At 67.8% G+C, this 24,547-nt stretch carries 20 protein-coding genes, 2 tRNA genes and 2 pseudogenes; 19 read left to right on the top strand and 5 right to left on the bottom strand.

Features of this window, described 5'->3' with window-relative positions; genetic code table 11:
- The first annotated feature begins 40 nt into the window (after positions 1 to 40).
- The 7 genes from istA (at position 41) to QEG98_RS16830 (ending at position 7,208) form a co-directional block, all read left to right on the top strand.
- The gene (gene istA, locus QEG98_RS16800; RefSeq protein WP_316567384.1) at positions 41 to 1,666 is read left to right on the top strand and encodes an IS21 family transposase; all 1,626 of its coding nucleotides are present in this window, start codon (positions 41 to 43) and stop codon (positions 1,664 to 1,666) included.
- Positions 1,663 to 2,427, top strand: a complete 765-nt coding sequence (gene istB, locus QEG98_RS16805) for an IS21-like element helper ATPase IstB (protein WP_140787629.1) — start codon at positions 1,663 to 1,665, stop codon at positions 2,425 to 2,427. The genes istA and istB overlap by 4 nt, the downstream gene beginning before the upstream one ends.
- 52 nt (positions 2,428 to 2,479) lie before the next feature.
- A complete protein-coding gene (locus tag QEG98_RS16810; RefSeq protein WP_410478029.1) occupies positions 2,480 to 2,722 on the top strand; it encodes a hypothetical protein in 243 nt (80 codons plus the stop codon).
- The gene (locus tag QEG98_RS16815) at positions 2,719 to 3,021 is read left to right on the top strand and encodes a hypothetical protein (protein WP_316567385.1); all 303 of its coding nucleotides are present in this window, start codon (positions 2,719 to 2,721) and stop codon (positions 3,019 to 3,021) included. The genes QEG98_RS16810 and QEG98_RS16815 overlap by 4 nt, the downstream gene beginning before the upstream one ends.
- A 223-nt stretch (positions 3,022 to 3,244) precedes the next feature.
- Positions 3,245 to 4,108 carry a DUF2381 family protein gene (locus QEG98_RS16820; RefSeq protein WP_316567386.1) on the top strand — a complete coding sequence of 288 codons (864 nt, stop codon included), beginning with the start codon at positions 3,245 to 3,247 and terminating at the stop codon, positions 4,106 to 4,108.
- The gene (locus QEG98_RS16825) at positions 4,105 to 5,898 is read left to right on the top strand and encodes a serine/threonine-protein kinase (RefSeq protein ID WP_316567387.1); all 1,794 of its coding nucleotides are present in this window, start codon (positions 4,105 to 4,107) and stop codon (positions 5,896 to 5,898) included. Before QEG98_RS16820 ends, QEG98_RS16825 begins: the two co-directional genes overlap by 4 nt.
- Before the next feature lie 155 nt (positions 5,899 to 6,053).
- Entirely contained in the window at positions 6,054 to 7,208 is a 1,155-nt protein-coding gene (locus QEG98_RS16830) for a serine/threonine protein kinase (RefSeq protein ID WP_316567388.1), read from the top strand.
- A gap of 139 nt (positions 7,209 to 7,347) precedes the next feature.
- Here QEG98_RS16830 and QEG98_RS16835 read toward each other — a convergent pair.
- Positions 7,348 to 7,420, bottom strand: a tRNA-Glu gene (locus tag QEG98_RS16835).
- A gap of 23 nt (positions 7,421 to 7,443) precedes the next feature.
- Positions 7,444 to 7,516 (bottom strand) — tRNA-Lys (locus QEG98_RS16840).
- A 192-nt stretch (positions 7,517 to 7,708) separates the two neighbouring features.
- Between QEG98_RS16840 and greB the strand changes: the two genes are divergently transcribed.
- The 5 genes from greB (at position 7,709) to QEG98_RS16865 (ending at position 11,871) form a co-directional block, all read left to right on the top strand.
- Positions 7,709 to 8,239 (top strand): transcription elongation factor GreB, encoded by a 531-nt coding sequence (greB, locus tag QEG98_RS16845; RefSeq protein WP_316567389.1) that lies wholly within the window; start codon positions 7,709 to 7,711, stop codon positions 8,237 to 8,239.
- Between the two features lie 9 nt (positions 8,240 to 8,248).
- The gene (locus tag QEG98_RS16850; protein ID WP_316567390.1) at positions 8,249 to 9,196 is read left to right on the top strand and encodes a deacetylase; all 948 of its coding nucleotides are present in this window, start codon (positions 8,249 to 8,251) and stop codon (positions 9,194 to 9,196) included.
- Between the two features lie 225 nt (positions 9,197 to 9,421).
- Positions 9,422 to 10,741 carry a PhoH family protein gene (locus QEG98_RS16855; RefSeq protein ID WP_316567391.1) on the top strand — a complete coding sequence of 440 codons (1,320 nt, stop codon included), beginning with the start codon at positions 9,422 to 9,424 and terminating at the stop codon, positions 10,739 to 10,741.
- A gap of 15 nt (positions 10,742 to 10,756) precedes the next feature.
- A complete protein-coding gene (locus QEG98_RS16860; RefSeq protein WP_141592227.1) occupies positions 10,757 to 11,062 on the top strand; it encodes a YbeD family protein in 306 nt (101 codons plus the stop codon).
- A gap of 47 nt (positions 11,063 to 11,109) precedes the next feature.
- Positions 11,110 to 11,871, top strand: coding sequence for an SAM-dependent methyltransferase (locus QEG98_RS16865; protein ID WP_316567392.1), 762 nt, complete (start codon positions 11,110 to 11,112; stop codon positions 11,869 to 11,871).
- A 24-nt stretch (positions 11,872 to 11,895) separates the two neighbouring features.
- Here the strand turns inward: QEG98_RS16865 and QEG98_RS16870 are convergent, their stop codons facing one another.
- Positions 11,896 to 12,987 (bottom strand): diacylglycerol/lipid kinase family protein, encoded by a 1,092-nt coding sequence (locus tag QEG98_RS16870; RefSeq protein ID WP_316567393.1) that lies wholly within the window; start codon positions 12,985 to 12,987, stop codon positions 11,896 to 11,898.
- A 393-nt stretch (positions 12,988 to 13,380) separates the two neighbouring features.
- On the opposite strand from QEG98_RS16870, the gene dnaK reads away from it, so the two are divergent.
- From dnaK to QEG98_RS16900, 6 genes and pseudogenes are all read left to right on the top strand, one after another.
- A complete protein-coding gene (dnaK, locus tag QEG98_RS16875; protein WP_090495211.1) occupies positions 13,381 to 15,291 on the top strand; it encodes a molecular chaperone DnaK in 1,911 nt (636 codons plus the stop codon).
- 323 nt (positions 15,292 to 15,614) lie between these two features.
- Positions 15,615 to 16,367 carry a hypothetical protein gene (locus QEG98_RS16880; protein ID WP_316567394.1) on the top strand — a complete coding sequence of 251 codons (753 nt, stop codon included), beginning with the start codon at positions 15,615 to 15,617 and terminating at the stop codon, positions 16,365 to 16,367.
- A complete protein-coding gene (locus QEG98_RS16885; RefSeq protein ID WP_090495206.1) occupies positions 16,367 to 16,777 on the top strand; it encodes a thiol-disulfide oxidoreductase DCC family protein in 411 nt (136 codons plus the stop codon). The genes QEG98_RS16880 and QEG98_RS16885 overlap by 1 nt, the downstream gene beginning before the upstream one ends.
- A gap of 50 nt (positions 16,778 to 16,827) precedes the next feature.
- On the top strand, positions 16,828 to 19,359 hold the full coding sequence (locus QEG98_RS16890) for an AAA family ATPase (protein ID WP_316567395.1): 2,532 nt from the start codon (positions 16,828 to 16,830) through the stop codon (positions 19,357 to 19,359).
- A 49-nt stretch (positions 19,360 to 19,408) separates the two neighbouring features.
- Positions 19,409 to 21,687: pseudogene (locus QEG98_RS16895) on the top strand (VWA domain-containing protein).
- Between the two features lie 15 nt (positions 21,688 to 21,702).
- Positions 21,703 to 22,260 carry a hypothetical protein gene (locus tag QEG98_RS16900; RefSeq protein WP_316567396.1) on the top strand — a complete coding sequence of 186 codons (558 nt, stop codon included), beginning with the start codon at positions 21,703 to 21,705 and terminating at the stop codon, positions 22,258 to 22,260.
- A 9-nt stretch (positions 22,261 to 22,269) separates the two neighbouring features.
- Here the strand turns inward: QEG98_RS16900 and QEG98_RS16905 are convergent, their stop codons facing one another.
- Positions 22,270 to 23,151: a DNA integrity scanning protein DisA nucleotide-binding domain protein gene (locus QEG98_RS16905; RefSeq protein ID WP_090495195.1), complete on the bottom strand. Its 882-nt coding sequence runs from the start codon at positions 23,149 to 23,151 to the stop codon at positions 22,270 to 22,272.
- A 126-nt stretch (positions 23,152 to 23,277) separates the two neighbouring features.
- Between QEG98_RS16905 and QEG98_RS16910 the strand changes: the two genes are divergently transcribed.
- Positions 23,278 to 23,640 (top strand): TraR/DksA family transcriptional regulator, encoded by a 363-nt coding sequence (locus QEG98_RS16910; RefSeq protein WP_011553247.1) that lies wholly within the window; start codon positions 23,278 to 23,280, stop codon positions 23,638 to 23,640.
- Positions 23,641 to 23,694: 54 nt separating this feature from the next.
- On the opposite strand, the pseudogene QEG98_RS16915 reads toward QEG98_RS16910, so the two are convergent.
- A pseudogene (locus QEG98_RS16915) lies at positions 23,695 to 24,461 on the bottom strand (FHA domain-containing protein).
- Positions 24,462 to 24,547 lie beyond the last annotated feature (86 nt).

Here is a 24,547-nt window from a genome sequence, read left to right on the forward strand (position 1 = left end):
GACGTTGACGCCTGGGTAGGACGTGGAGTCCGCCCGGGGGATGGGCAACGTCTTGAGCGACGAGAAGAAGCAGCAGGTCATCGCCCTGGGGCGGTTGGGTTGGAGTCTGAGACGCATCGAGGACGCGACGGGGGTGCGCCGTGAGACGGCCAGCGGCTACCTGAAGGCCGCGGGCGTGGGCATCCGTCCACCGCGCCGGTGGGGCAAGTCAAAACCGGCCAATGAGGGGACCACCGAGGCCAGCGCGGCGAGCGCGCCTGCGGCCGAGGCCGCCGGAGCAAAACCGGCCAATGAGGGGACCACCGACTCCATGCCGCGCAGCCGAGCCGGAGTCCGGCACGTATCGGCGAGCATCGTCGCGCCCTACGTCGAGCTGGTGCGGCAGCGGATGGAGGTGGGCCGCAACGGGCGCGCCATCTACGAGGAGCTCGTCGACACGCAGGGCTACACGGGCAGCTACATCAGCGTGCGCCGCTTCGTCCGGGCGTTGCGCGACAGCCAGGGCCCGGAGGCCAAGGCCGTCATCCACACGGCGCCGGGCGAGGAAGCCCAGGTGGACTATGGGGAGGGGCCCATGGTGCGCCACCCGGAGACGGGGAAATACCGGCGCACGCGCATGTTCGTCATGACGCTGGGCTACAGCCGCAAGTCGGTGCGGCTGTTGTGCTGGAAGTCCTCCAGCCGCGCGTGGGCGCAGCTGCACGAGGAGGCCTTCCGTCGGCTGGGAGGCGTGGCGCGCACGGTGGTGCTGGACAACCTGCGCGAGGGGGTGCTTTCGCCCGACGTGTACGAGCCAGCCCTCAATCCGCTCTTCCGGGACGTGCTGGCCCACTACGCGTGCACGGCCCTGCCGGCCCGAGTCCGCCACCCGGACAGGAAGGGCAAGGTGGAGTCCGCGGTGGGCCACGCGCAGCGCACGCCCCTCAAGGGCCTGCGCTTCGAGTCGCTGGAGGCCGCCCAGGCCTACCTCGACGCGTGGGAGGCGAAGTGGGCGGACACCCGAATCCACGGCACCACCAAGCGTCAGGTGGCAGCCATGTTCTGCGAGGAGCGCCCATGGCTGCTGGCCCTGCCCGTGGAGCCCTTCCGGTACTACGCCTACGGCGAGCGGGTGGTGCACCTGGACGGGCACGTCGAGGTGGACGGCGCGTACTACTCGGTGCCCCCGGGCCACATCGGCCGCAAGCTGCACGTGCAGTGGGACAGCCTCCATGTCCGCCTGCTGCTGCCCGCCTCGGGGCAACTGCTCCGGGAGCACACCCGGGCCCCTCGCGGCCACCACCGCACACGCGAGGAGGACAGGCCTTCCCACGCGCCGCGCACCACCGTGCAACTGCTTAAGCGCGCCGCCAGGGCTGGACGCAGCGTCGCCGCCCTCTGCGCCGAGGTGCACCGCCGAGAAGGTGAGACGGGCACCCGCCGCATCCTGGGCGTGCTGTCCCTGGCGAAGAAGCACGGCGCCGCTGCCCTGGACGACGCCTGCGAGGTGGCTCTCGAGGTGGGCGTCCCCACCTACCGCTTCGTGCGCCGCTACCTCGAAAGACGCACTCCCACTCCCGTCACCCTGCGCCAGGTCGACCCGCTCATCCGCGAGCTCACCCACTACCGCGACGTCATCGCCCGTCTGACTCAACCCACCCCTCACCCAGGAGACACCGAGACATGAATCTCGTCGAAATCACCCGCGCCCTCACCACCCTGCGCCTGTCCGGCATGGCCCAGGCCGTCGAGGCTCGCATCCTCCAGGCGCAAGCCGAGAAGCTTGCTCCACTCGACTTCCTCTCCGCCCTCGTCAACGACGAGTTGACTCGCAGAAGCGACAGCTTCATCCAGCGCCGCCTCAAGCAGGGCGCCTTCCGCGACGCGGGAAAGACGCTCGACGGCTTCGACTTCGACTTCAACAAGAAGATGAATCGCCGCCTCGTCTTCGAGCTGGCCACCGGCGGCTTCGTGGAGCGACGCGAGGACGCGCTCTTCCTCGGCCCTCCAGGCACCGGCAAGAGTCACATCGCCCAGGCCCTCGGCCGCGCCGTCATCCAGTCCCAGGGCCACCGCGTCCTCTACCGCGAGGCGCACCACCTGCTCGAGGAGCTCGCCGAAGCAAGCCTCGAAGGCACCCGACGCCAGAAGCTCGATGCGCTCACCGGCGCGCCTCTGCTCATCATCGATGACCTCGGCATGCGCAAGCTGCCGGCCACCGCCGCCGAGGACCTGCTCGAGCTCATCATGCGCCGCTACGAGAAGGCCTCCACCCTCATCACCTCCAACCGGCCCGTGGAGGACTGGGGGAAGCTCTTGGGGGACAACGCCGCCGTGGCCGCCATGCTCGACCGTCTGCTCCACCATGCTCACGTCGTCCAATTCGGTCCCCGCAGCTGGCGCACCAAGGGGGCCATGGAGTTGCGGACCTCCGAGTCCGCGGGGTAGGAGTCCTCCTGTCTCGGTCCTCTTCCTTTGGCCGGTTTTGAAGGGACCCTCTTTGGCCGGTTTTCACGTGACCATTGAGGCTGCGGGGGCTCCGTTCTCGTTGGCGCTGATGCTGACGGCGCTGCAAGTTGCCCTGACGGCCGCTGGTGGCTTCACCATCATCAAGCGGATTCTGTTCGGGAGCGCCGCCATTACCCGCGCCGAACTTGCGGGCGCCATTGCCGCTGGGCACATCGCGGAGAAGGCCGCAGCGATTGCTGTGCTGGAGCAGCTCGACACCCGGGGCGACAAGTGAAGCTCGGCGCGCTCGTGCTGGTTGTTCTGCTCGCGCTTCCCGCGTCGGGCTCGGAGGTCGTCAGCGTCGAGCGCGCTCCGCTCTTCCCGGATGGAGGCACGGCAGCCGTAGAGGTGGAGGGCGGCTGCTGGCTGTCGGAAAGCCGCTGCATTCGAACCGCTTCGGAGATTGCGCGGCTTCGCGCCGAGAACGAGTCGTTACGCCAGCAGGCCGGGGACGTGTCCTTTTCGGTCGCCATCGTGGCGCTGCTTGCCGGGCTTGGGGCCGGGTTCGCCGTTGCGAAGCTTGTAGAGCGATAGCGGGCGGCTACGGAATCGGCGCGGTTGGTCTGGGACCTCGCGACGCCGTGAACTGCGTACTCACCGCAGCCGCCCAGCCGACTTCATACCTAGGCGGGACGAACAAGCCAAGAGTGGGGAAGGGGGGACCGCTCTCCACACGGGGCGTGCTGGCCTGTAGGAAATAGGCCCACTGCGCGAGTATCCGCGATGGTAGCTTCCTGCTCTGGGAGGTCATGCGCCTTTGATCCAACCGGTCAGATTGGCCCTTGCACTCGTGCTCGCGTGGGGGGCTGCGACGCCAGCCGTGGCGGCACCTGTAGAACGCGCAGATCGCAAGCGCTCAGTGGTCGTTGCAAGTAGCCCCGCGGATGCTCTTCCTGTCGTCCGCGTTGCGCATGACACGCCGACGCTTTTCCTGTTCCCGGCTCCCATCAACCGGAAGACCCTGACCTTCGACGAGTCGCGGATTCGCGTCCTGGATGCCGGTGAGCGGTCGGTCATTGTTCAGCCCGTGGCGGACCTCCCTGAAGGCGAGCGCTACGAAGTCGGGGTCTTCTTCGCGGATGGCCGGGCTCCTGCGCGAGCTGCCTTCTCTCTGGTCACAGACCCGGCCGAAGTGGACACTCGAATTGATGTTCAACGTCCCGAGTTGACGGATATGGCTTGCCCGGTAGACGTGCCTCGAACGCCGCGACCCGAAGACTTCGTGCTGCTGGGGTTTGTCGACAAGGAAGGCGTAACGGCGACACTGATTAAGCCGTATGACGACGCGTCCCAGGGATTCTCCATAGTTTCAGCTATCGCTTATCGTGGGCAGGGATGGGTGTTGGTCGATGCGACAATACGAAATCATCCTGGGCGGTCAATTTGGGAACCGCGAGAAGCCGTGTTGACGGGACGTGCTGGCTTGCCGCTGCGCGCTCGGCTTGTGACAGTGGAAGCGGGGGAGATCGTTCCAGGTGGAAGTGGGCGCATTCTCGCGGTTGCTGAAGTAAATCAGTTGAGCGCGAGCCCGGTCTTCACGTTGGAGATGGTAGGGGATGGACGCATGCTCACGATTCCCAATGTGAGGCTGCCGAAGGTCGCCTCTGGGGGAACTCCATGAACGTGATTTCGATGTTCCCGGCATCTGGCATGACCATCGATGGTTGGAGTGTTGTCAGGGAGCTTGGAAACGGAGGGTTTGCAGTCGTCTACCTCGTCGAGAAGCACGGTCGTAAATGCGCGCTCAAGTTGGCGCGTCATCGTGATTCGAGCGGGGACGACAAGCAAACACATGCGAGGACGCTGCGGGAGCTTTCGGCACTCCTTCTCCTAGATCATCCGAATATCGTCAAGCATCGAGGGTATGGGTACTCCGAACCGGGGAATGTCTATCTTGCGCTTGAGTACATCGATGGGTGGACCCTTGCCGAATGGGCGGAGCGTAAACACCCCACGGTTCAAGAGGTCTTGCAGGTCTTCGATAAGATTTCCGCCGCGCTTTCGTACATGCACGGCCGTGGCGTTCTGCATCGGGATTTGAAGCTGTCCAACGTTTTGATCCGGAAGAGCGATGGAGAGCCGGTCATTATCGACTTTAGCTGTGCAAGCTACTCGTTGGCTGAAGAGCTGACGGATTGGGGCTTGCCTCCGGGGACGGATCGCTTTCGCGCGCCGGAGCAGTTCGCATGGCTTCGGGAGCACAAGGCCGAACAACGCGCGAAGTACGCCTTCCGTGTCGCGGACGAGATTTTCGCGGTCGGCGCCATGCTCTATGAGTTGCTGACCGACCCGCGACCGACGGAAGTTCAAGCGCGAGTTACGCTCAACAGCACCGTCATGAAGCCGCCTCCCGCGCGTGCGTTGAACGAGCGTGTTCCAGACGCTCTGAACGACCTCGTTGATTGCATCCTGTCGCGTGACCCGGCCAAGCGTCCCGTTGACACCGAGGCGCTACGTCGCGAACTGGGCGAACTCCTGGCCTATTCGAGCGCGGAGTTCCTGTCCCCGGTGCATCCTCCGTCCGAACAGCGGCAGCAGGATGCGCCGGAACAGGTGCTGCCTCCCGTGGAGGTTCCGGACCCGCGAGAACCGCTTGATCGTGGTCCTGGGCGTGCTGGAAGGGGACTCCTGGCGGGTTTGGCTACGCTCGTCGTGCTAGCTGTGGCCGGGGGATTCTGGCTCAGCCTCGGAGAAGCGACGCAGTCTCGTGAGTCGCAGGTTGCTAGTGCGTCACCCCCTCCCAGTTCCCCGCATTCCGCGCCGCTCTCATCGGCCGCCCCTGCTATGTCACCTCCTAGCCCCCCTCCTGTGCTGCTGACGGGGCAAGTAACTGCCGCTCCGAAGGAAGGTTCAACCGTGAAGAAGACGCCGTCACCCGAGGTCCCACCCCAAGGACGCCAGTCACGCGGGAGGACGAAAGCCGCCGCTGCTGCCGACTGCGCGACGATGACGCTCGTTGCGGCGCTCGCGGCGGGTTGCCCTGGGGCGCAGATTCGGCCCGAAGCGTTCACCTGTCCGGCTGGTGCGGAAGAGGTGATGCGGGAGGATCTCCGTTGGAAGGTGAATCAGAGTTTTGTCCTCACCTTGGATTCCCGACATGCGACAGACGACGACGTTTGGTTCACGGCTGGCGCGGATGTGGTGGGGGTTGTTCCAAAGGGCATTCCGTCGGGGCAAAGAGCGTTCGCTCCCCCAGGAACGCGCTTCTATGGCAAGGCATACTTCCTTTCCGACCGAATGGGCCGCTCGGAGGGGCCTGCATTGGTCATCCGCTACGACCGAGTGAAATTGCCAGGACAGGACGAGCGCCCCGTTTGCTTCGTCGTAGAGAACCCTTCTAAGGGGTACTCGGATGGCAGGGTGAAGGCGAACAACTTTGGGGGCGGCTACGTCGTGGACCGGTGGCCCTGAACGCCCCTGGGAGAACGTAGTAGGTAGGAGGTCAATTTCGGCCCGAACACGCCATTTCGACCCCATGACCTGTGAGGGCGTTCCCTCAACTGGATGCCGCAGGTAGCGTTTTCCTCGTCGCGTTGGTGGCGAGTTCGCACACGAGGGGCAACGGCATGTCGAAGGCAATCGAGTTCAAGATCCCACGGGGGGCAATCCTCTTCTCGGCGGATGGGGTCGGCTACGAGTACCGCGAGGACTTGGGGCCGACGCACCACGGGATGTCCCTGTTCGTAGCGAGGCTGCGAGCTGCGTCCGGGGCGCCGCGCGGGAAGGTGCTGCTCAAGGCGGTTCCGGCTCCATCGGAAACGGAAGGCGCTCGGGTCATGCGTGCGCGCGCGAAGCTCGACGAACAGGTTCGCCTTGCGACGTTCCTCAAGCACCCGGCCATCCTCAAGGTTCATGGGCTGCACAAGGTCGAGGGCTATTGGTACGTCAGCACGGAGCATTCGGAAGGGCACTCCCTGAATGAGTTGCTGACGCTCGTCGGTGAGAGTCGGCGATGGTTCTCGCCGCTCTTCGTGCTCTACGTCGGTGCCCAGGTCGCCACGGCTCTTGAGCACGCGCACTCCGCGAAGGACGAGCAGGGACGGCCACTCAACATCGTTCATCGGGCCGTCGACGTTGAGCACATCTTCGTCAACTGGGACGGGACGGTTCAGCTCTCCGACTTCGGCCTCGCGCTGTCCGACTTGCCGGGCCGAGTGGCCTCATCGGCGCGGGGCCCCTACGGGGATCACTTCTATTCGTCGCCTGAGATGCTCCTAGGGGGGAGCGTCGATGCGCGCTCCGACCTCTTCACGCTGGGCGTCGTGCTGCTCGAACTGGCGACGGGGAAGAATCTGCTCTTCTGTCCGGACGACATCACGCCCGAAGTCATGGGCTCGTTGTCCATGAAGAAGCGTCGGCGGGTCTCTCGGGCAATCAAGCGGGCCACGCTCGCAGGGGCGCCGCCGTTGGTGGCCGACGCGATTTGGCGCGCGGCGACGCTGACGGTTGCGGACGTAGACGCGATGACCGAGGGGCTTCCCCAGGGGCTACGGGTGGCGCTGAACCGGCTGCTTCGGGTTGCTCCTCGGGAGCGTTACCAGTCGGCGGGGGAGCTGGCGGCCGACCTGACGGCCTGGCTTGGCGGCACCTTCACGAAGGCCGACGCCGCAGCGGAGGTGCGAGCGCGGGCAGCTCAGGCTGAAGAGGCGCTGGATTCGATGGTGCTCACGCCGCCTCGTGGTCGCGGCAAGCGCAAGCCGGATGATGTGACGACGGCGTGATTGAGGTGCTTCTGAGCCGGTCGACGCAGTCGGGAGATTGGCTGCGTTGGTTCCTGAAGGAACAACAAAGGAACAACAGGGAGCGGCCAAAAACGAACGGGGTTGGACAGTTCGCACTGTCCAACCCCGCGTTTTTACATGTCCCCGACGGGATTCGAACCCGTGTTACCGGCTTGAAAGGCCAGCGTCCTGGGCCTCTAGACGACGGGGACAGCACACCTTCACTTCAACTGCATGAGTCGCGGGGGGCTCGAACCCCCGACCCTCGGCTTAAAAGGCCGGTGCTCTACCAGCTGAGCTAGCGACTCGCACTATTCTTTTTTAAATTTTTCGCCACCACCCCGGAAGCCCCCGGGGCAGGCGCTTCCTACCAGCACTCGGCGACGCTTTCCACTGGCGAGCGCATGGAGCTGTTTCTGACAGCGCCCCGACCGCTTTCCGGTGAACGTCAGGGCCAGCGCCCTTCGCCGCGTGTCACCCCGTGGCGATATACAGGAACCATGTCCCAGGACGTACATCCGGATGAACAGGAGACCGAGGACGACGCCGAGCGGGCCCCGTTCCGCCGCTACCTCACCCGGGCGGGCGCCGAGCGCCTGCACCGCGAGCTCGTCCACCTTCTCAACGAGGAGCGCCCCAAGGTGACGGCCGAGGTCTCCGCTGCCGCCGCGCAGGGCGACCGCTCCGAGAACGCCGAGTACATCTACGGGAAGAAGCGCCTGCGCGAAATCGACCGCCGCCTCCGTTTCCTCCAGAAGCGCCTGGACACCGCCACCATCGTCACGCCCGCCGAGCAGACCGACCGCTCCCGCGTCTTCTTCGGGGCGATGGTGAGCCTCGAGGACGAGGACGGCGGCCGCAGCACCTACCAAATCGTCGGTTCCGACGAGATTGACGCCTCGGGCGGGCGTATCAGCGTCGAATCCCCCATGGGGCGGGCGCTCCTTCGCAAGGCCGTGGGGGACTCGGTCGAGGTGCGGCGGCCACGCGGGGACATCGAACTCACGGTGGTGGACATCCGCTACGAATAGGTGGAAGCCATGCCTCGGATTCAGCCCATCAACCCCCGCTACCGTCGCATCTATCAGGCGCTGAGCGGGCCGGACCTGGCCGTTTCCGAGAGCGCGGGGATGACCCTCGAAGACCTGGGGCTGGGCAGCGCCGAAGCCTCCCGCGGCGACCTCGTCTTCGGCACCTACAGCCCCCAGGGCCTGGAGCGGGCCCTGCGTGCCTATGGGCTGTTCCAGCGCGTCGAGGAGCGGGTGGGGCCGCTGGAGCTTCGCGTTGTGTGCACGGACCCGTACCGGCCGCGCATCATCCTGTGGAGCAGGCGGTTCTACGTCCCCGTGGCGGATCTGGACCTGCGGCGGACGACCGGAGCGGAGGTGGGGCTCGGTGACGCGCTCGCCGCCACGCCGCTGCTGTACCTGGACTCGCTGTTGCTCCAGAACCCGGGGCGCGCCTTCGACTGGAACCGGCCGCCGCTGCCCGGGCAGAACCACCCCGGGCTCAAGCTCGCCGGCCACATCCTGGACGTGCTCCTGCTGATGGCCCGCCGTATCGGCACCGAGGCCTTGGCCCTCACGCCGTCCACCTTCGCCGCCGCCTGCGTCTATGACCGCCGCTTCCTCTTCGTGGATGGCGCCGCGCAGGGCCGCTTCCTCGCGCTTCGTCAGGCGGGGCGGCACCTGCCGCGCTGGCTCCATGCGTGGGCGGTGGAGCTGCACTGCATGCGCGACGAGCACGGAGAGGCCGTGGCCTTCAAGCCTACGCCCATGGTGTCTCCGCTGAGCTCGCGGCTGGGGCTGCACTTCGATGCGAACACGTGGGATGACGCGCTCCAACTGGATGCCCGGCGGCAGCTCACGCTCGATGAGGAGACGCTCCAGCGGCGCTTTCCCTGGGAGCGGATGCCCCCGGGGCCGCCGCCCGAGCGGGTGGCGGAGCTGCTCGGATATGATCCGCTCGCGCCTGTCGTGGCGCACTGAACGGACGGCCGCTCGTGCTACAGGGTTGATCCATGGTGACTCACCGAAAGGCGCCATGCGGACCGCCGTCATCCCCGGCGTCTGGGGCGTGGGGTTTCGGACAGCCGCACGTCCTGGCGACAAGCAGGCTGTTTCCCCTGACGCCGGTGCCTATAGTGGTCAGGAGACTCACCGTCGCACGGTCCCTCGCGGTCGCAGCCGAACCTTCAGGTCGCGCAACCCACGATGCGTAAGAACTTCATTCTCGACACCAACGTCCTTCTTCACGATCCCCGCAGCATCTACGGCTTCAAAGACAACAACGTCATCATCCCCATCTACGTCATCGAGGAGATCGACCAGTTCAAGCGCGATCTCTCCGAGCTGGGCCGCAACGCGCGCCTGGTGGCGCGCTACCTGGATTCGTTCCGCGCCGAGGGCTCCCTGAAGGAAGGGGTGCCTCTGCCGCACGGTGGCTTGTTGCGGGTGAGCTTCACCGAACGCGCGCTGCCTCCGTCCATGGCGGACAGCAACCTGATGGACAACCGCATCCTCGGGGTGGCGCTCGACCTGATGGAGGCGGAGCCGGACACGCAGGCCGTCTTCATCACCAAGGACACCAACCTCCGCATCCGCGCCGACGCCCTGGGCCTCATCGCCCAGGACTACGACACCGAGCGGGTGGAAATCACGGAGCTGTACACCGGCTTCGCCGAGCGGCTGGTCCCCAAGGACCTGGTGGACCAGATGTACCGCCAGGGCGCCGAGGTGGAACTGCCGGACGCCGAGTCCCTGTTCGCCAACCAGGTGGTGCTCCTCAAGGACGAGACGAACCCGTCCCACACCGCCATGGGCCGCTTCAACGGGTCCAAGGGCCGCCTGGTGCCCCTGGTGCGGCAGATCAAGGACGGGACGTGGGGCGTCCGCCCGCGCAACATGGAGCAGGCCTTCTGCCTGGACCTGCTGCTCAACGACGACATCAAGCTGGTCACCATCGTCGGCAAGGCGGGCACGGGCAAGACGCTGCTCGCCATCGCCGCGGGCCTGCAGAAGGTGACGGAGGAGGGGCTCTACCAGAAGCTGCTGGTCAGCCGTCCCATCTTCCCGTTGGGCCGGGACATCGGGTATCTGCCCGGCAGTGTCGAGGAGAAGCTGAATCCCTGGATGCAGCCCATCTTCGACAACGTGGAGTTCCTGATGAACCTCAGCCGCGCGGACAAGAAGGCCGGCCGCGGCTACCACGAACTGCTGGACCTGGGGCTGATGGAGATCGAGCCGCTCACGTACATCCGCGGCCGCAGCCTGCCCAACCAGTTCATCATCGTGGACGAGGCCCAGAACCTCACGCCGCACGAGGTGAAGACCATCATCACCCGCGTGGGCGACAACACGAAGATCATCCTCACGGGAGACCCGTTCCAGATCGACAACCCGTACGTGGACGCGACGAACAATGGCCTGGTCCACGTGGTCAACCGCTTCAAGAGCGAGAAGATCGCGGCGCACATCACCATGTCCAAGGGTGAGCGCAGCGCCCTGGCCGAGCTCGCCGCCAACCTGCTGTAGCCTCTGGTACGAGACATGACGAAGGAAGACGCAGGAAGCCCTCCCACCGGCGAAGGGGAGAAGAAGCCCCTCATCGAGTACCCCTCCGTCTACACCTTCAAGGTGATGGGCGCGCAGGGGGCCGGCTTCGTGGAGCATGTCCGTGAGCTGTTCAAGCGGTTCCTGGGCACGGAGCTCTCGCCGGACTCCATCCACGAGCAACCCAGCAGCAAGGGCAAGTACGTCTCCCTGAGCGTGTCCGTGTATCTGCTGTCCGAGGAGCAGCGGCGCGCCATCTACGATGGGCTCCACAAGGACGAGCGGGTCATCTACTACTTGTAGGGGGCCGTGGCTGGAAGTCTCTGGAGGAGGCGGGTATATGGGGAGCCATGAGCCCGCCTGAGCCCTTCCCGCTGTATCACCCCGCGGATGTCCGGCGCGCCTTCAGCTCGGATGACGCAACGCGGCGCTTCGCGAAGGTGGCCCAGCTGGAGCCCGGCTCGCGCGTGCTGGTGCTCGGCTGTGGCCCCGATGGAAGCGCCGCGCTGCTGTTGGCCCGGGAGATGGGCTGTACCGTCGTCGCGGCCGACACCGACGACGCCCTCCTCAACCCGGTGCGTGAGCGCGTGCGGGCGCAGGGGCTGGCGGAGCAGATTGAAGTCCGCCGCGTGTCGCTGGACGCGCTGGGCCTGGCCGACGGGGAGTTCAACGGCATCCTCATCCAGGGCCGCGTGCTCTACCCGTTGAAGGCCACGCTGGCGAACATGCGCGGTCTGCTGTCGAAACGCGGGCGGCTGGGCTTCACGTTCCCCGCGCGGGTGGGGCGCTTTGCTCCCAAGGCGGCGATCGACTTCTGGGAGCGCCGCGTCGCCGGGCCGCTGCTGCTGCCGCGCGAGCTGCTGCAGGTGGTGGAGGGCGCCGGCTACGAGCCCGAGTCCGCCGAATCGCTCCATGACGCGGAGCTGGACGCGCACTACCGGGACATCGAGACGTTCCTGTCGTCCGTCCCTGGCTCGCAGCCCGCCGCGCTCCGTGAGGAGCTGGCGCTGCACCGCGAGAGCAACGGCAAGGCCAGCGTCAGCTACGCCTTCGTGGTGGGCCGCCGCAAGGAGCAGGGCGAGAAGCCCCCAGCGTCCCGCGACCGCGGGTAGCCAGGAGCGGCACCCGGCGGGCGCTCAGTTCATCGCGCCGGTGAAGTCCACCAGTTCGACGGACTCCGGAGCCACGGACATGGTGACCTGCTCGCGGTAGCCGGCCGCGTCGCCACCCACTTGGAAGGGCATGGGGTTGGCGAAGCGGATGGTGACCTCGCGGGCGTGGAAGTCCATCAGGCCTTCGGGGAACCAGCGGCCGTTCCATAGCTTGGGCAGGTGGGTGAGCACCTGCGTGGGCGTCACCTGCCCCAGTCGCAGCTGCATGAAGCCCGGGCGCTGGCCGGCGAAGGGGAACATGCGGAAGCCGTAGCCGTAGAAGGGCATGGTGCCCGCCGCCGCCATCATCAGCCGGCCGCGGAAGAGGGTGGCACCCGGGGCCAGCGGCTCGCCCATCGCGCCGCCATCCGGCCCCAGCCGGTAGGCCTCGGAGGCGCCATTGACGACCTCACACTCCACCCAGTGGGAGTGGGTGAGATAGTGAGGCACCGTCTTGCAGGCCACCGCGGAGAAGTACCCGCCGCTGCCGCTGAGGACGCTCTTGAAGAAGCCCTTGCCCAGGTGCTCCTTCACCCAGATGTAGTCGTTGAGCACCTTGCCATCCACGCCCAGCCCGGCGAAGGGCGCGCGCTGCCCGTCCACCATCAGCAGGTCCATGGGGCGGTAGCCCGGAACCTCGCCCGTGCGGGCGCGCAGCACGTCATTGAGGATGCCGTCGCTCCGGGTGCCGGAGGCGTTGACGTAGGCGGCCAGGCCATTGCCGGTGCCCAGCTTGAGGATGCCGAAGCGAGGCGCCGCCTTCCCCGCGAAACGGCCGCGCGGACCCACCTGATGGAGGACCTCGTTCACGAAGCCCATGAAGGTGCCGTCACCGCCGCCCGTGAACAACATGGGGTAGCCACGCTCCAGCACTGTCTGGATGATGCGGCGGGCGTCCAGCGGCGAGCGGGAGAGGAACAGGTCCTGCTCCGGCACCACGTGGGACAGGGACTTCACCACCCGAGCGTCGACCTTCCGGGCGTTGGCGTTCAGCAGGACCGCGACCTTGGGCTCGGCGGTGACGTCCGATGTGGGCGCACGGCGGAGATCGGGAGAGCGGAGGGGCTGGACCAGCATGAGGGCGGCTCCGAAGGTTGCGCCGGTGGGGGACCGGGCGGCGACACCCGTACCCAGTGCACAATCCTCGCCAAGCCATGATGCGATGCGTTAGCAGGCGAGGGGGCTTGAGATTCCAAGGGGTTGAATCGTTCCCTGGTGCCCAGAAGCCCGCCCGGTTGCTACCTCGGGGTGACGGCGGTGTAGAGCGCGTTACGCACCCGTGGCGTGCGGGTGGCGCGGCTGTGACGCGGTGCGTGTGGGCCTGCGCACTGCGCTACGCAGCGGGGAGTGCCACCTTCAGGTGTGCGGCCCGGTGGCCCCTCTCGTTTGACAGCGAGGGGTGGGTGGTTACGTTGGGCGTACATCAGAAGTTTTCAGAAAAAACGCAGTCTTTTCCAAAGGATAGGAACCGTGGGCAAGATTATCGGGATCGACCTGGGCACCACGAACAGTGTGGTCGCGATCATGGAGGGTCGCGAGCCCAAGGTGATCGTCAACGAGGAAGGCAGCCGCATCACGCCCTCGGTGGTCGCGTTCACGAAGGACGGGGAGCGTCTGGTCGGTCAGGTGGCGAAGCGCCAGGCCATCACCAACCCGGAGCGGACCATCTACTCCAGCAAGCGCTTCATGGGCCGGCGGCACGACGAGGTGTCCGAGGAGGCCACGCTGGTCCCCTACAAGGTCGCCCGGGGGCCCAACGGCGATGCGCGCGTGGACATCGACGGCAAGCAGTACAGCGCGCCGGAGATCAGCGCGCAGGTGCTGTTGAAGCTGAAGCGCGCGGCGGAGAACTACCTGGGTGAGAAGGTGACGGAGGCGGTCATCACCGTCCCCGCGTACTTCAACGACGCCCAGCGCCAGGCCACCAAGGACGCGGGTGAAATCGCGGGCCTCACCGTGCGCCGCATCGTGAACGAGCCGACCGCCGCGGCGCTCGCGTACGGCCTGGACAAGAAGAAGGACGAGAAGATCGCCGTCTACGACTTCGGCGGTGGCACGTTCGACGTGTCCATCCTCGAGGTGGGCGAGAACGTGGTCGACGTGCTCGCGACCAACGGTGACACGCACCTGGGCGGTGACAACATCGACCTGCGGATCATGGACTGGCTGATCACCGAGTTCAAGAAGGACACCGGGCTCGACGTCAGCAAGGACAAGATGGTCCTCCAGCGCCTGAAGGAGGCGGCGGAGAAGGCGAAGATCGAGCTGTCCGCCGCGATGGAGACGGACGTCAACCTGCCGTTCCTCACCGCCGACGCGACGGGGCCGAAGCACCTCAACGTCAAGCTCACGCGCGCCAAGTTCGAGGCGATGATCGACGACCTCATCGAGCGCTCGCTGGAGCCCTGCCGCAAGTGTCTCAAGGACGCGGGCGTGGAGCCGAAGGACCTCAACGAGATCGTCCTCGTCGGCGGCACCACGCGCATCCCGAAGGTGCAGGAGGCCGTGAAGCGCCTGTTCGGCAAGGAGCCGAACCGCTCGGTGAACCCGGACGAGGTCGTCGCGGTGGGCGCCGCGGTGCAGGCCGGCGTGCTCTCCGGCGAGGTGAAGGACATCCTCCTGCTGGACGTGACGCCGCTGAGCCTGGGCGTGGAGACGCTGGGCGGGGTGATGACGAAGCTCATCGAGCGCAACACCACCATCCCTACGCGCAAGTCGGAGACCTTCTCCACGGCCGCGGACGGCCAGACGCAGGTGGAGATCCACGTGCTCCAGGGCGAGCGTGAGATGGCGGGCGACAACCGCAGCCTCGGCCGCTTCCACCTGACGGGCATGCCGCCGGCGCCGCGTGGCGTGCCGCAGATCGAGGTGACGTTCGACATCGACGCGAACGGCATCCTCAACGTCAGCGCCAAGGACAAGGCCACGGGCAAGGAGCAGAAGGTCACCATCACCCACTCGTCCGGTCTGGCGAAGGACGAGGTGGAGAAGATGGTCGCCGACGCCCGCTCCAACGAGGCGGCCGACAAGACCCGCCGCGAACTGGTGGAGATGAAGAACCAGGCGGAGAGCCAGTCCTACGCGGCCGAGAAGCTGCTGAAGGAGAACAAGGACAAGCTGTCCGCGGACACGGCGAAGGCGCTCGAGGACGCGGTGGCGGAGATCAACAAGGTCCGCGACGGCCAGGACAAGGACGCCATCAAGACGGCGCTCGATGCGCTCCAGGCCGCCAGCTACAAGGCCGCCGAGGAGATGTACCGCGCCACGGGCGGCGCGCCGGGCGCCGAGGGTGCTCCGGGTGCTGGTCCTTCCGCGGCGCCGGGCTCGCAGGCCAGCCCCAAGAAGGACGACGTGGTGGACGCCGAGTTCCGCCAGTCCTAGTTCGGAAGCGGTGAGCCGCTGAAGTAACGCAGAGGGCCGGTGCTCCCACGCGAGTGTGGGGCCGGCCCTTCTGCTTTGCGGGGTGGAGGGGTGTTCCGAAAGGGAGGATGGGCGTACGGGAAGCGGGACGTCGGGCCGTGCCAAGGGGTTGATGGGACTGGGGCAAGGACTGGCGGCAGGGATGCAGGGGCTGGCGTTCCATGTCCCGCATCCAGTCGTTACCGTCCTTCCTTCCGCCCGGTACCGCTCCCTCCGAGGGCGCCGCTGCGCCGGCGGTCGTTCCTCCTCCTACTCGCACGGCGCAGTGCCGGCCGGCCTCCGCCGTGGCGTCGTCGACCGCGGAGCCCTACCGGGGGCCTTCCTTGGGGCGTCCACCGGCGCTGTCTGTGCCCGGGCCGCGCTCGGGGCCTCGCACGGGCGCCGACAACCAGTTCGACTTCGGCGTGGGCGGCGCGTTTCCACCCAGGCCCACGGGCAACCTGATGGAGCAGGTGCGGCAGGGGGCGCTCACGGCCGCTCAATCCGAAGCCGCGGCTGCCAGCCGGTTGATGGGGGATGGTGCCGCCGTGGATGGCTATGCGCGCATCCACCTGGACCACCTGAAGCCCAGTCCGCCCATCCCCGGCGCGCCCACGTCCTTGACGGACTACACCAGCAGCATTCCGGACGTGGCGCCCGCCCAGGCCTACGCCTACTTCGTCCGTCACCCATCGGCGGTGTTCGAGGCCGCCGGCATCCGTGTCCGCCCGGCGACGGCGGCGCTGGTGGATGGCGCGAAATTGTTCCTGGAGGAGAAGGGATTTCCGCCCGTGTGGGCGCCCATCACCGTGCGCCTGGAGCCGGGCGCGAACACGCTGCACATCACCACGCTGGATGGGCACCCTCTGCGCGGCACGAATCGCTTCGTCTTCGCCGAGGACGGCGCGGGGGGCACGCAGGTACGTCAGTACTCGGCCTTCCAGGGCAGCTCGCCCGCGACGTCGGTGGGCATGACGCTGATGGACCCCATCGAGCGGCAGCACGACATCTGGCGCGCGGTGCATGCGCACCTGCATGACACGCTGAGGCCTCGCTGATGGCGCCCGTGCTGCGGACGACACCTCCCGGGCATGACGTGATTCTCTATGACGGGCACTGCCGCCTGTGCGGTGGGGCGGCCCGGCAGCTCCAGCGGCTGCTGGGCGGGACGGGGACGCGCCTGCGCTCGTTTCGAGAGGACGGGGTGCTGGCATCCTTCCCGGGTGTCACGGCGGACCGCTGTGAGCGGGCCCTGCAGCTGGTCCTCCCGGATGGGGCCGTGGTGGAGGGGCTGGAGGCCATTGTCCTGGCGCTGGGCCGACGGCCGCTGGGACGGCTGCTCCGTGTGTACTACGTGCCGGGCCTGCGGCAGCTCCTGGATGCGCTCTACCGCGTCGTGGCCCGCCATCGCTTCCGCATCGCGGGACGTCAATGCCCAGACGGAGCGTGCGTGGTCCACTTCAAATAGGACGCGCGTGGCGGATAGCATGGCGGTTCCCCGCCACCTCGGGTTCGTCCGTGCAATCTCCACCGTCCACATACCTCCAGGCCGCGCGCGCCTTCCGGCACTTCTTCACCGAGCTCCGGGATGCCTACCTGGAGCGAGAGACGCTCTTCACGCAACTGGAGCTGGCGCTCCTGGGGCGCGAGCACGTGCTGGTGGTGGGCCCCCCCGGAACGGCCAAGAGCGCCATCGCCAGCGCCGTCCTGGGGCGCATCATCGACGAGCGCACGGGCTTGCCGTCGCTCTTCTCCAAGCAGCTGGCCGAGTCCACCGTGCAGACGGACCTCATCGGCCCGGTGGACTTCAAGGTGCTCACGGAGACGGGACGCACCGAGTACCTCACCGACGAAGGCATGCTGGGCTCCGAGCACGCCTTCCTGGACGAGATCTTCGACGGCCGGGACATGCTGCTGCGCTCCATCCTCAACGTGCTGCATGAGCGGGAGCTCAAGCACGGCCGCCGGGTGACGACGGGGCGCACCGAGTGCGTCGTCATGACGAGCAACCGGTATCTCTCAGAGGTGTTGGCGCGCTCGCCGGAGCTGCTCCTGGCCTTCGCGGACCGGCTGAGCTTCATCTGCTTCGTGCCCAAGTCGTTCGCGCGCCGGGAGAGCCGGGCGGCCATGCTGCAACGCTTCTCCCATTTCGCCCGGCCGGACCTGCGCGCGCAGCTGTCGTTGCAGCAGGTGGACCTGCTGCAGGACGCCGTGACGAAGGTGGTGGTGCCCAGCCACGTCATGGAAGGCGTGGAGTTGCTGGCGGATGCGCTGGAGCGCGCGCTCGCGGCCCAGGTGGCGAAGCTGCCGGACTACGTGCCGACGAAGTACTTCTCCCAGCGCTCCGTGGTGAAGGCGCTGTGGGCGCTGAAGGCCGCGGTGGTGCGGGATCAAATCTACCGGCGCCCCGAGCGGGCGTTGGAGGCCACCGTCGAGGACCTGGATTCGCTGCGCTGGTTCTTCCTCCTGGGAGGACCGCCAGCGGAGGAGACGGAGGCGCTGCTCAAGTCCGTGGTGGACCCTCGGGAGCGGGCGCAGCTCGAAATCGTCCGCCTGGAGCAGCGCGCCTTCGACGAAGCGCTGGCCAAGATACAGCGGGAGCTGGGGGGCGGCGTGGAGCGCGAGGCGCAAGCGCTCGGGTCCTCCGAAGAGGTGAGCTCCGTCGAGTCCGTGAGCCGCAACTGGCAGCCCGGCGTTGTCTCCACCACGGCGCGGGCCTTGTTGACCAAGCTGGTGCCCGGGCCGCGCCATGCGCAGAACCGGATCCCGTTGGTGGCGGCGGCGCGGGCCCTGGTGGCGGCGCAGGAGCAGCGGCTGGCGCGTGGCATGGCGGGGCACGGTGAGGGGCGGGGCGGCATCGCGCTGCTGGTGTCGTTCGGCGACGTGCTGACGCTCTGTCGCGGCGTCCCCGAGCTGCGGCCGGGCTACGGGGCGTTGTGCGAGGCAACGGCCCGCTTTCTGGAAGGTGCCCAGGAGATGATCGCCCTGTCCGCGGAGAGCGTGGACTTCGAGGACGGGCTCAAGCTGGAGGGCCTGGTCGGGCTGGCGGACAACCTGGAGGAGGAGCTTTCCCAGACGGGAGAGCTGGCGGGGCAGCTGTCGGACGGCGCACCCGCCGCCTCGGAGCGCCTGCTCACGGCCGAGGCTGAGGTCCGGAGCCGGGTCGTGTCCGCGCTGCGCCGGCGCGCTGTGTTCTCGTTCCAGGGCAACCTGGCCCGGGGACGTCGGGAGCCGCTCGAAGCGCTGGCGGGAGATTCGCGCCGCCTGACGCAGCTGGAGAACGCCCTGGCTGTCCTGGACCCCACGCAACAGGGCCTCAAGCAGGAGCTGCTGCTCCCACTGGGCATTGCCTACGCCCGGGAGGTGCTGTCCTCCACGCCCTTCGAACGCATCGAGCAGTACGGTCGCGCGGTGCAGTCGGTGGCGGAGAACCTCCGGCGCGAGGGGGTGTCCGTCGACGCGGTGTTCGCCGAGTGCCGGGAGATTATCGAGTCCCGGCTGCGCGAGCATGCCCATCTCCTCACGCGCGATGTGCCCAGCCCGCCGCCCGCGTCCACGTCGGTGCTCAACGGGGACGCCTACGTCTTCTACCGGGGCGACTTCGCGGCGAAGGCGCCTGATGGAGAGCTGGCCGCGCTGCTGGGATTGGATGGACAGCTGGCCGCGAACCACGGCGCTGCCTCGCCCGGCTTCCTATCGGAGGCCGTGCGTTCGGCGGTGGCCCAGGCAGAGCTCGGGTTCGTCCAGACGCGCGTCAAATACCTGCGGAGCTGGCTGACCCAACTGCTCACGTCGCTCCCACCGCCTGAGTCCATGACGGAGCGCGCGGATGCCGAACGCACCGTGGACCGGCTGGTGCGCAGCCGCTTCCCGATGCTCGCGTTGAAGGAAGGCGAGCTGGTTCGGCTGCGGGGTGTCCTCGCGTTGCTGGGGACCATGCCCGGTGACCTGGGCGAGGGGGCTCGACGGCTGGAGGGGCAGCTGCGCGGCATCGACGAGGACTTCGGGCGCTTCAGCCGGCAGGTGCTGTCGCGGCGGTCCACACCATGACCCGGCTCTCCCGCGGGCGACTGGTTGAAGCGGAGAGGGGGCGCTGAGCGTGTTGGCCCGGCGCCTCGCGGATCTCCGGCAGCGGCTGGATGCGCTCCACCAGCCCGCGCCCGCTCGCGGCGGTTGGCGGGCGTGGACGCTGCTGGGGCGACGTGCTCGCGGGCCCGAGGATGTCGCGCTGCCAATGCTGGCCTCGCTGGACCGGGACCTGGACCGGGTGGGCGTGCACACGTCGGCGGACGCACGGCTCCTCAAGGAACTGGGCCTGCGGAAGGGCAGGGCGGGGGCACTGGCGCAGGGGCTGCTCGACAGGGCCCATCAAGCACTCGAGGAGGTGGAGGAGTGCCTGGTGCTCGTGGAGCGGGCCTGGCGCAAGGGAGAGTCGCTTCCCGGCGCGGTCGCGGTGTTGGAGAAGGGCTTCATCCAGCTGGCGCGCGTGGTGAAGGTGGCGGACCTCTTCGCCCGTCCTCCCTCGGAGCCGGAGGAGGACGACGCGGCGCTGGAAATCTACGGGCGCGTCGATGGGAGCACCCCGCGTCTTGCGCCCACCAGTGCGCGTCTGGCGGTGGCGGAGTTCTTCGCGGAGCGGGCCCGGGCCAACCCCACGGACGTCATGCAGAAGCGCCGGGACCTGGACCTGGCGCACGAGCTGCTCATCCGCCTGGGCGCGGACCACGACCGCGAGCGAGGCATGGCGCTGCGGCGCCAGGTGGCCGAGGCCCGCGAGCGGGTGCGGGCCGTTCCAGCCGTGCGCTCCATGGAGGAGTTGCTGCGGCACGTGCGTCACACGGCCCGGCGCGAGCCCCAGGTGGCCTACCGCTCGTTGAAGGGGCTCTACGAGCGGGCCTTGGAGGCAGGGGACGCGGCGCTGGCGGACGCGGCCCGGGCGGCGCTGACACCGATGTTGCCGGCACCTCCTCAGCTGTCGTCGCTGATGGAGCGCGCGGAGCTCGATGGCCTGTCGCACTGGTTCGGCGAAGCGCCCACGGCGCCTGACGAAGTTCCGGGCCCTCCGAAGGCCGATGAGCTGCTGACGGACCTGGCCTTCTCCCTGGATCCCGAGCAGCTCTCCACGTTCGAGCTGGCGGCGGGCTGTGCCCGCTACTTCGACGTGGAGGACGCGCTGTCGGAGGAAATCGTCCTGGCGGATACGCGCACCGCACGGGCGGTGTCCCGGCGTGTCCCGTACCCGACGCAGACGATGACCTACGAGACGACGGGCAGCCTCCACGAGGTGAACAACTTCGTCCTGACGGACCCGCGGATGCTGCTGCGCGACCTGGCCGCCAGTCACCAGTTGGTGCGCGCGTACCTGGACGACGAGCCGCCCCCGCGACCCCGGAAGGTGAAGCGCACCGCGGTGCGGGTCTACGTCTGCGACGCGTCGGGCTCCATGCACGGCGCGCGAGCCCGCTTCCGGGACGCCATTGTCATCGCGGAGCTCAACAACCTGCGCGTCAAGGCCCGCCGGGGCGAGCACTTCGACCCGCTGTACTTCAGCTTCTTCAATGACGTGCCCACCGAGCTGGCGCGAGTGGACTCCGCGCTGGAGGCCACCCGGCAGTTGGAGAAGCTCTTCCGCGAGTCACCCGCGGAGGGGCAGACGGACATCACGCTCGCGCTGATGTCCGCGTTCGACTCCATCCGCGCCGCGCAGGGGAGGGACCCGTACCTCGCTCGGGCCACCGTGGTGCTCGTCACTGACGGCGAGGACCGCGTGGACCTGGAGCTCATCCGCCGCACCCGCGCGCCCATGGACGCGCTGGACATCGCGTTGAGCTTCGTGTCCCTGGGCGAGGAGAACCCGGACCTCCGCCTCCTCGTCCGGGAGCAGCGGGCCGCCGGAGGCCGCGCCTTCTACCACCACCTCTCCGATGAGGAGATTCTGTGGGCGCGCACGGAGTTCGACACGCCCTGGCGCACGCTGCTGCCGCGTGACGTGCCGGCGTCCGGTGATGCGCTGGAGCAGCTCACGCCGCACCTGGAGGCGCTGGAGGCGGTCGCCGCAGGGCGGGCCGCTCCGCGGACCGTGGCGGTGGACGCCTCGTTCGATGCGCTCTTCCCGGAGAAGCCCACGCTGCCCCCGGGGCCGAGCCGACTGCCAAGGACGTCACGCACCGTGTGGCCGACATCCTGGGCGCGCTGGTGGAGGCGGCGTCGCTGGCTCCCGCGGACCGGCGCGCGGCGGAGAGCTTGCTGCTGCTTCAACACCTGCTGGGTGTGTACGGATTGACCCCGGCGCGCTACCTGTCCGCGTTGTCCGCGGGTGGGCAGGCCACGCAGGAGGCATTGCAGCGCGTGCGGCTGTTGTGCCGGCCCTTCGGGTAGGCTGCGCCCACGCCCATGTTCTTCGGCCTGCTGAGGAGACGAAAGAAGGAGCCGTCGCGCCCAGCGGACCCGCTGGCTGCTTTCGACCAGCTCATCGAAAACCTGGAGCGACAGGCCGCCGAGGTCCGCAAGTCCGCGGCCACGCTGCTGGCGCTCAAGGCGGACCTGGTGCGCGCGGAGGAGCGCTACGCGCGCCGGTTGCTGGAGCTCACCTCGCGGCGTGCCACCGCGAAGGAGCGCGGTGACGCTCGGGCGGTGCGCGTGCTGGAGAAGGACCAGGCGCAGGCGGAGGACCTCCTGGCCAGCACGCGTGATTCGCTGGAGCGGGCCGAGTCGGACGGGCGGTTGTTGCTGGAGGCCGCGAGCGAGCTGGGCGATCGCGTGGCGGAGCTGCGCCACGAGCGGGAGAGCGCGTCCGCGCGGCTCACCATGGGCGGGCTCGTCACCGAGTCCCTGCGCGAGCGCGTGGCCCGTTTCGACCAGGCGCTGGTGGTGGACGCAGCTCGGGATGAAATCGAGCGCGCGCACGCACTGGCGGACATCTACCGCGAGGAGAAGGCGCAGGAGGAATGAGCGCGGCCTTCAGGTCCGGCGCGCTGTCTGGTGCAGCTCCAGGACGATGTTGCCGCCCTTGAAGAGCCGCACCGCGCCGGACGTCTGGCTCACGACCAGGGCGATGCAGCCCGTGGTGGACGTCATGCCGGCGGCGGCAGCGTGCCGCGCGCCCAGACCGAGCGGAATCTTCACGGCCTCATCCGCCGCGGACAGGTAGCGCCCCGCGGCCAGGACGACACCGTCCTCGCGGATGACGAAGGCGCCGTCGAGCACGGAGAAGTTCTTGATGGCCTCGCGAATCTTCGGGTCGAGCACGTTCCGTTCCGCCTCGGAGAGGCCCTGGAACGGGTTGATGGTCATCTGCCGGCTCTTCTCCATCACGGTGTTGTGGGCGCCAATGGTGATGATGGTGCCAATGGGGTGGCCCTCGAAACCTTCCTGGCCAATCTGCAGCGCCAGTTGGATGAGGGCGTCCACCACCTGGGAGTTGAACTCATCGCCCAGCTTCACACCTTCGATGGCGACGCGGTCATCGAGCGAGCCGCCGATGCGCATCTGCATCAGCGTGTCCGGCGCGCGGCCCACCTTGCCCGTCATGCACAGGACCAGATCACCTTCCTTGAACGCTCCCTGGGACAGCGCGGACACGAGCGCCACTTTGACGCGCTCGGTGCGGGAGTAGTCGTACGCCGGGATGACGAGCGCGCGGACCTTCTTGGCGAGGTGCTCCTCCGCGAGCTTGGGCATCGTGACGGCGTAGACGAGCTTCTTGCGCGCAGGCCGGCCGCGAAACTCTTCGGCGGGAATGGGCGTGTCGCAGATATATAGGAAGTGATCGACTTCGTTCTTGCCGGCCAACGAGAGAGCCGAGCGCAGGAACTCCCGATCAAACTTCGTGTTCTCGGTCAAACGCCCCTCCCTTCACCCTTGGTCATACCCACGTCAGCTTGACACTGAAGACCTCATGAATGAAGCTTTCGGGCCCTTTTTTTGGGGTGCAGGGCCCCAAAACCTCGCTGAACTGGAGCGAAGGCTGTGAACCAGAAAGATCTCAAGCGTTACAAGAAGATGCTCGAGGACAGCAAGGCGAGCCTGCTCGAGAGCGCCAAGAAGACCCTGGTGGAGGAGTCCAGTTTCGACACGGACGACCTTCCCGATGAGATCGACCTGGCGTCTTCCGAGTATGCGCAGTCAATGGTCTTCCGTCTGCGGGACCGGGAGAAGTTCCTGTTGCAGAAGATCGAAAAGGCGCTGGTCCGCATCGAGGACGGCACCTTCGGCGTCTGCGAGCGGTGTGAAGAGGACATCTCGCCCAAGCGCCTGGATGCGCGCCCGGTGACGACGCTTTGCATCCGCTGCAAGGAAGAGCAGGAGAAGAAGGAGAAATCCTACGGCTGATCACCGAGGCAGTGAGGGCCGCGCGGGGGATACCCCCGTGCGGCCCTTGGCATTTCAGGACGTGGGCGCTTGGATTTCCACGCGCAGCAGCTGACGGCCAATGAGGAAGTGGTCCCCGTTGTCCACGAAGGTCGGGCCCGACAGGCGGATGAAGGTGCCGTTGGACGAGCCCACGTCCCGGACCTGCAGCCGGTCCTGCCGCACCTGCAGCACGGCGTGCCGCCCGGACACGAAGCCGTCCGTGGGGAAGGTGAGGTCACCTTGCTCGCGGCCCAGGAGATTGTCGCCTTCGCGCAGGGGGAAGGCGCCGCCTCGCAGGCCTCCCTCCAGCAGTTGCACCAGCCGCAGCCGGTAGCCGGGATCCTGTGAACCCCAGACCTGGGTTCCACCCGGTCCCGTGGCCGCGGTGGGAATGGGCTCCAGCACCAACCGCTGGCGCCCCAGGCGCAGCTCGCCGCCGGGGGCAGCTCTCGCTCCTGGCGCAGACGGACGAAGACGCCGTTGGCGCCGCCCACGTCTTCCACGGCCAGCCGGACGCCGGAGAAGAAGAAGCGGACCTGGAGCGGCATGATGAAGGGGTCGTCCGTGAGCGAGATGTCCGCCTGCTGGCCGCAGGTGAGGGTGTCTCGCTGCATGCGGACGACGGACTCGGGGCCGCCATCGGCGCGCACCACGCGGATGGAGACCTGCGGGCGCGAAGCGACGCTGGCGACGGCCATCACCATCGTTCCGGAGCGCAGCGGCGAGCCGCAAGCGCGGCAGACGGAGGCGTCCCGAGGATTTTCGGTGTCACAGCGGGGGCAGTATTCCATCGCGTCCATGGAGGGCTAGGGGTTGTACCAGGGCCGGGGCTCGGTTGCTCGACTTGCGTTGCACGCGGCTTGCCCCCCACCCGAGCGACGTGATG

It is taken from the genome of Myxococcus sp. MxC21-1, assembly GCF_032612255.1.
Classification (GTDB): Bacteria; Myxococcota; Myxococcia; order Myxococcales; family Myxococcaceae; genus Myxococcus; species Myxococcus virescens.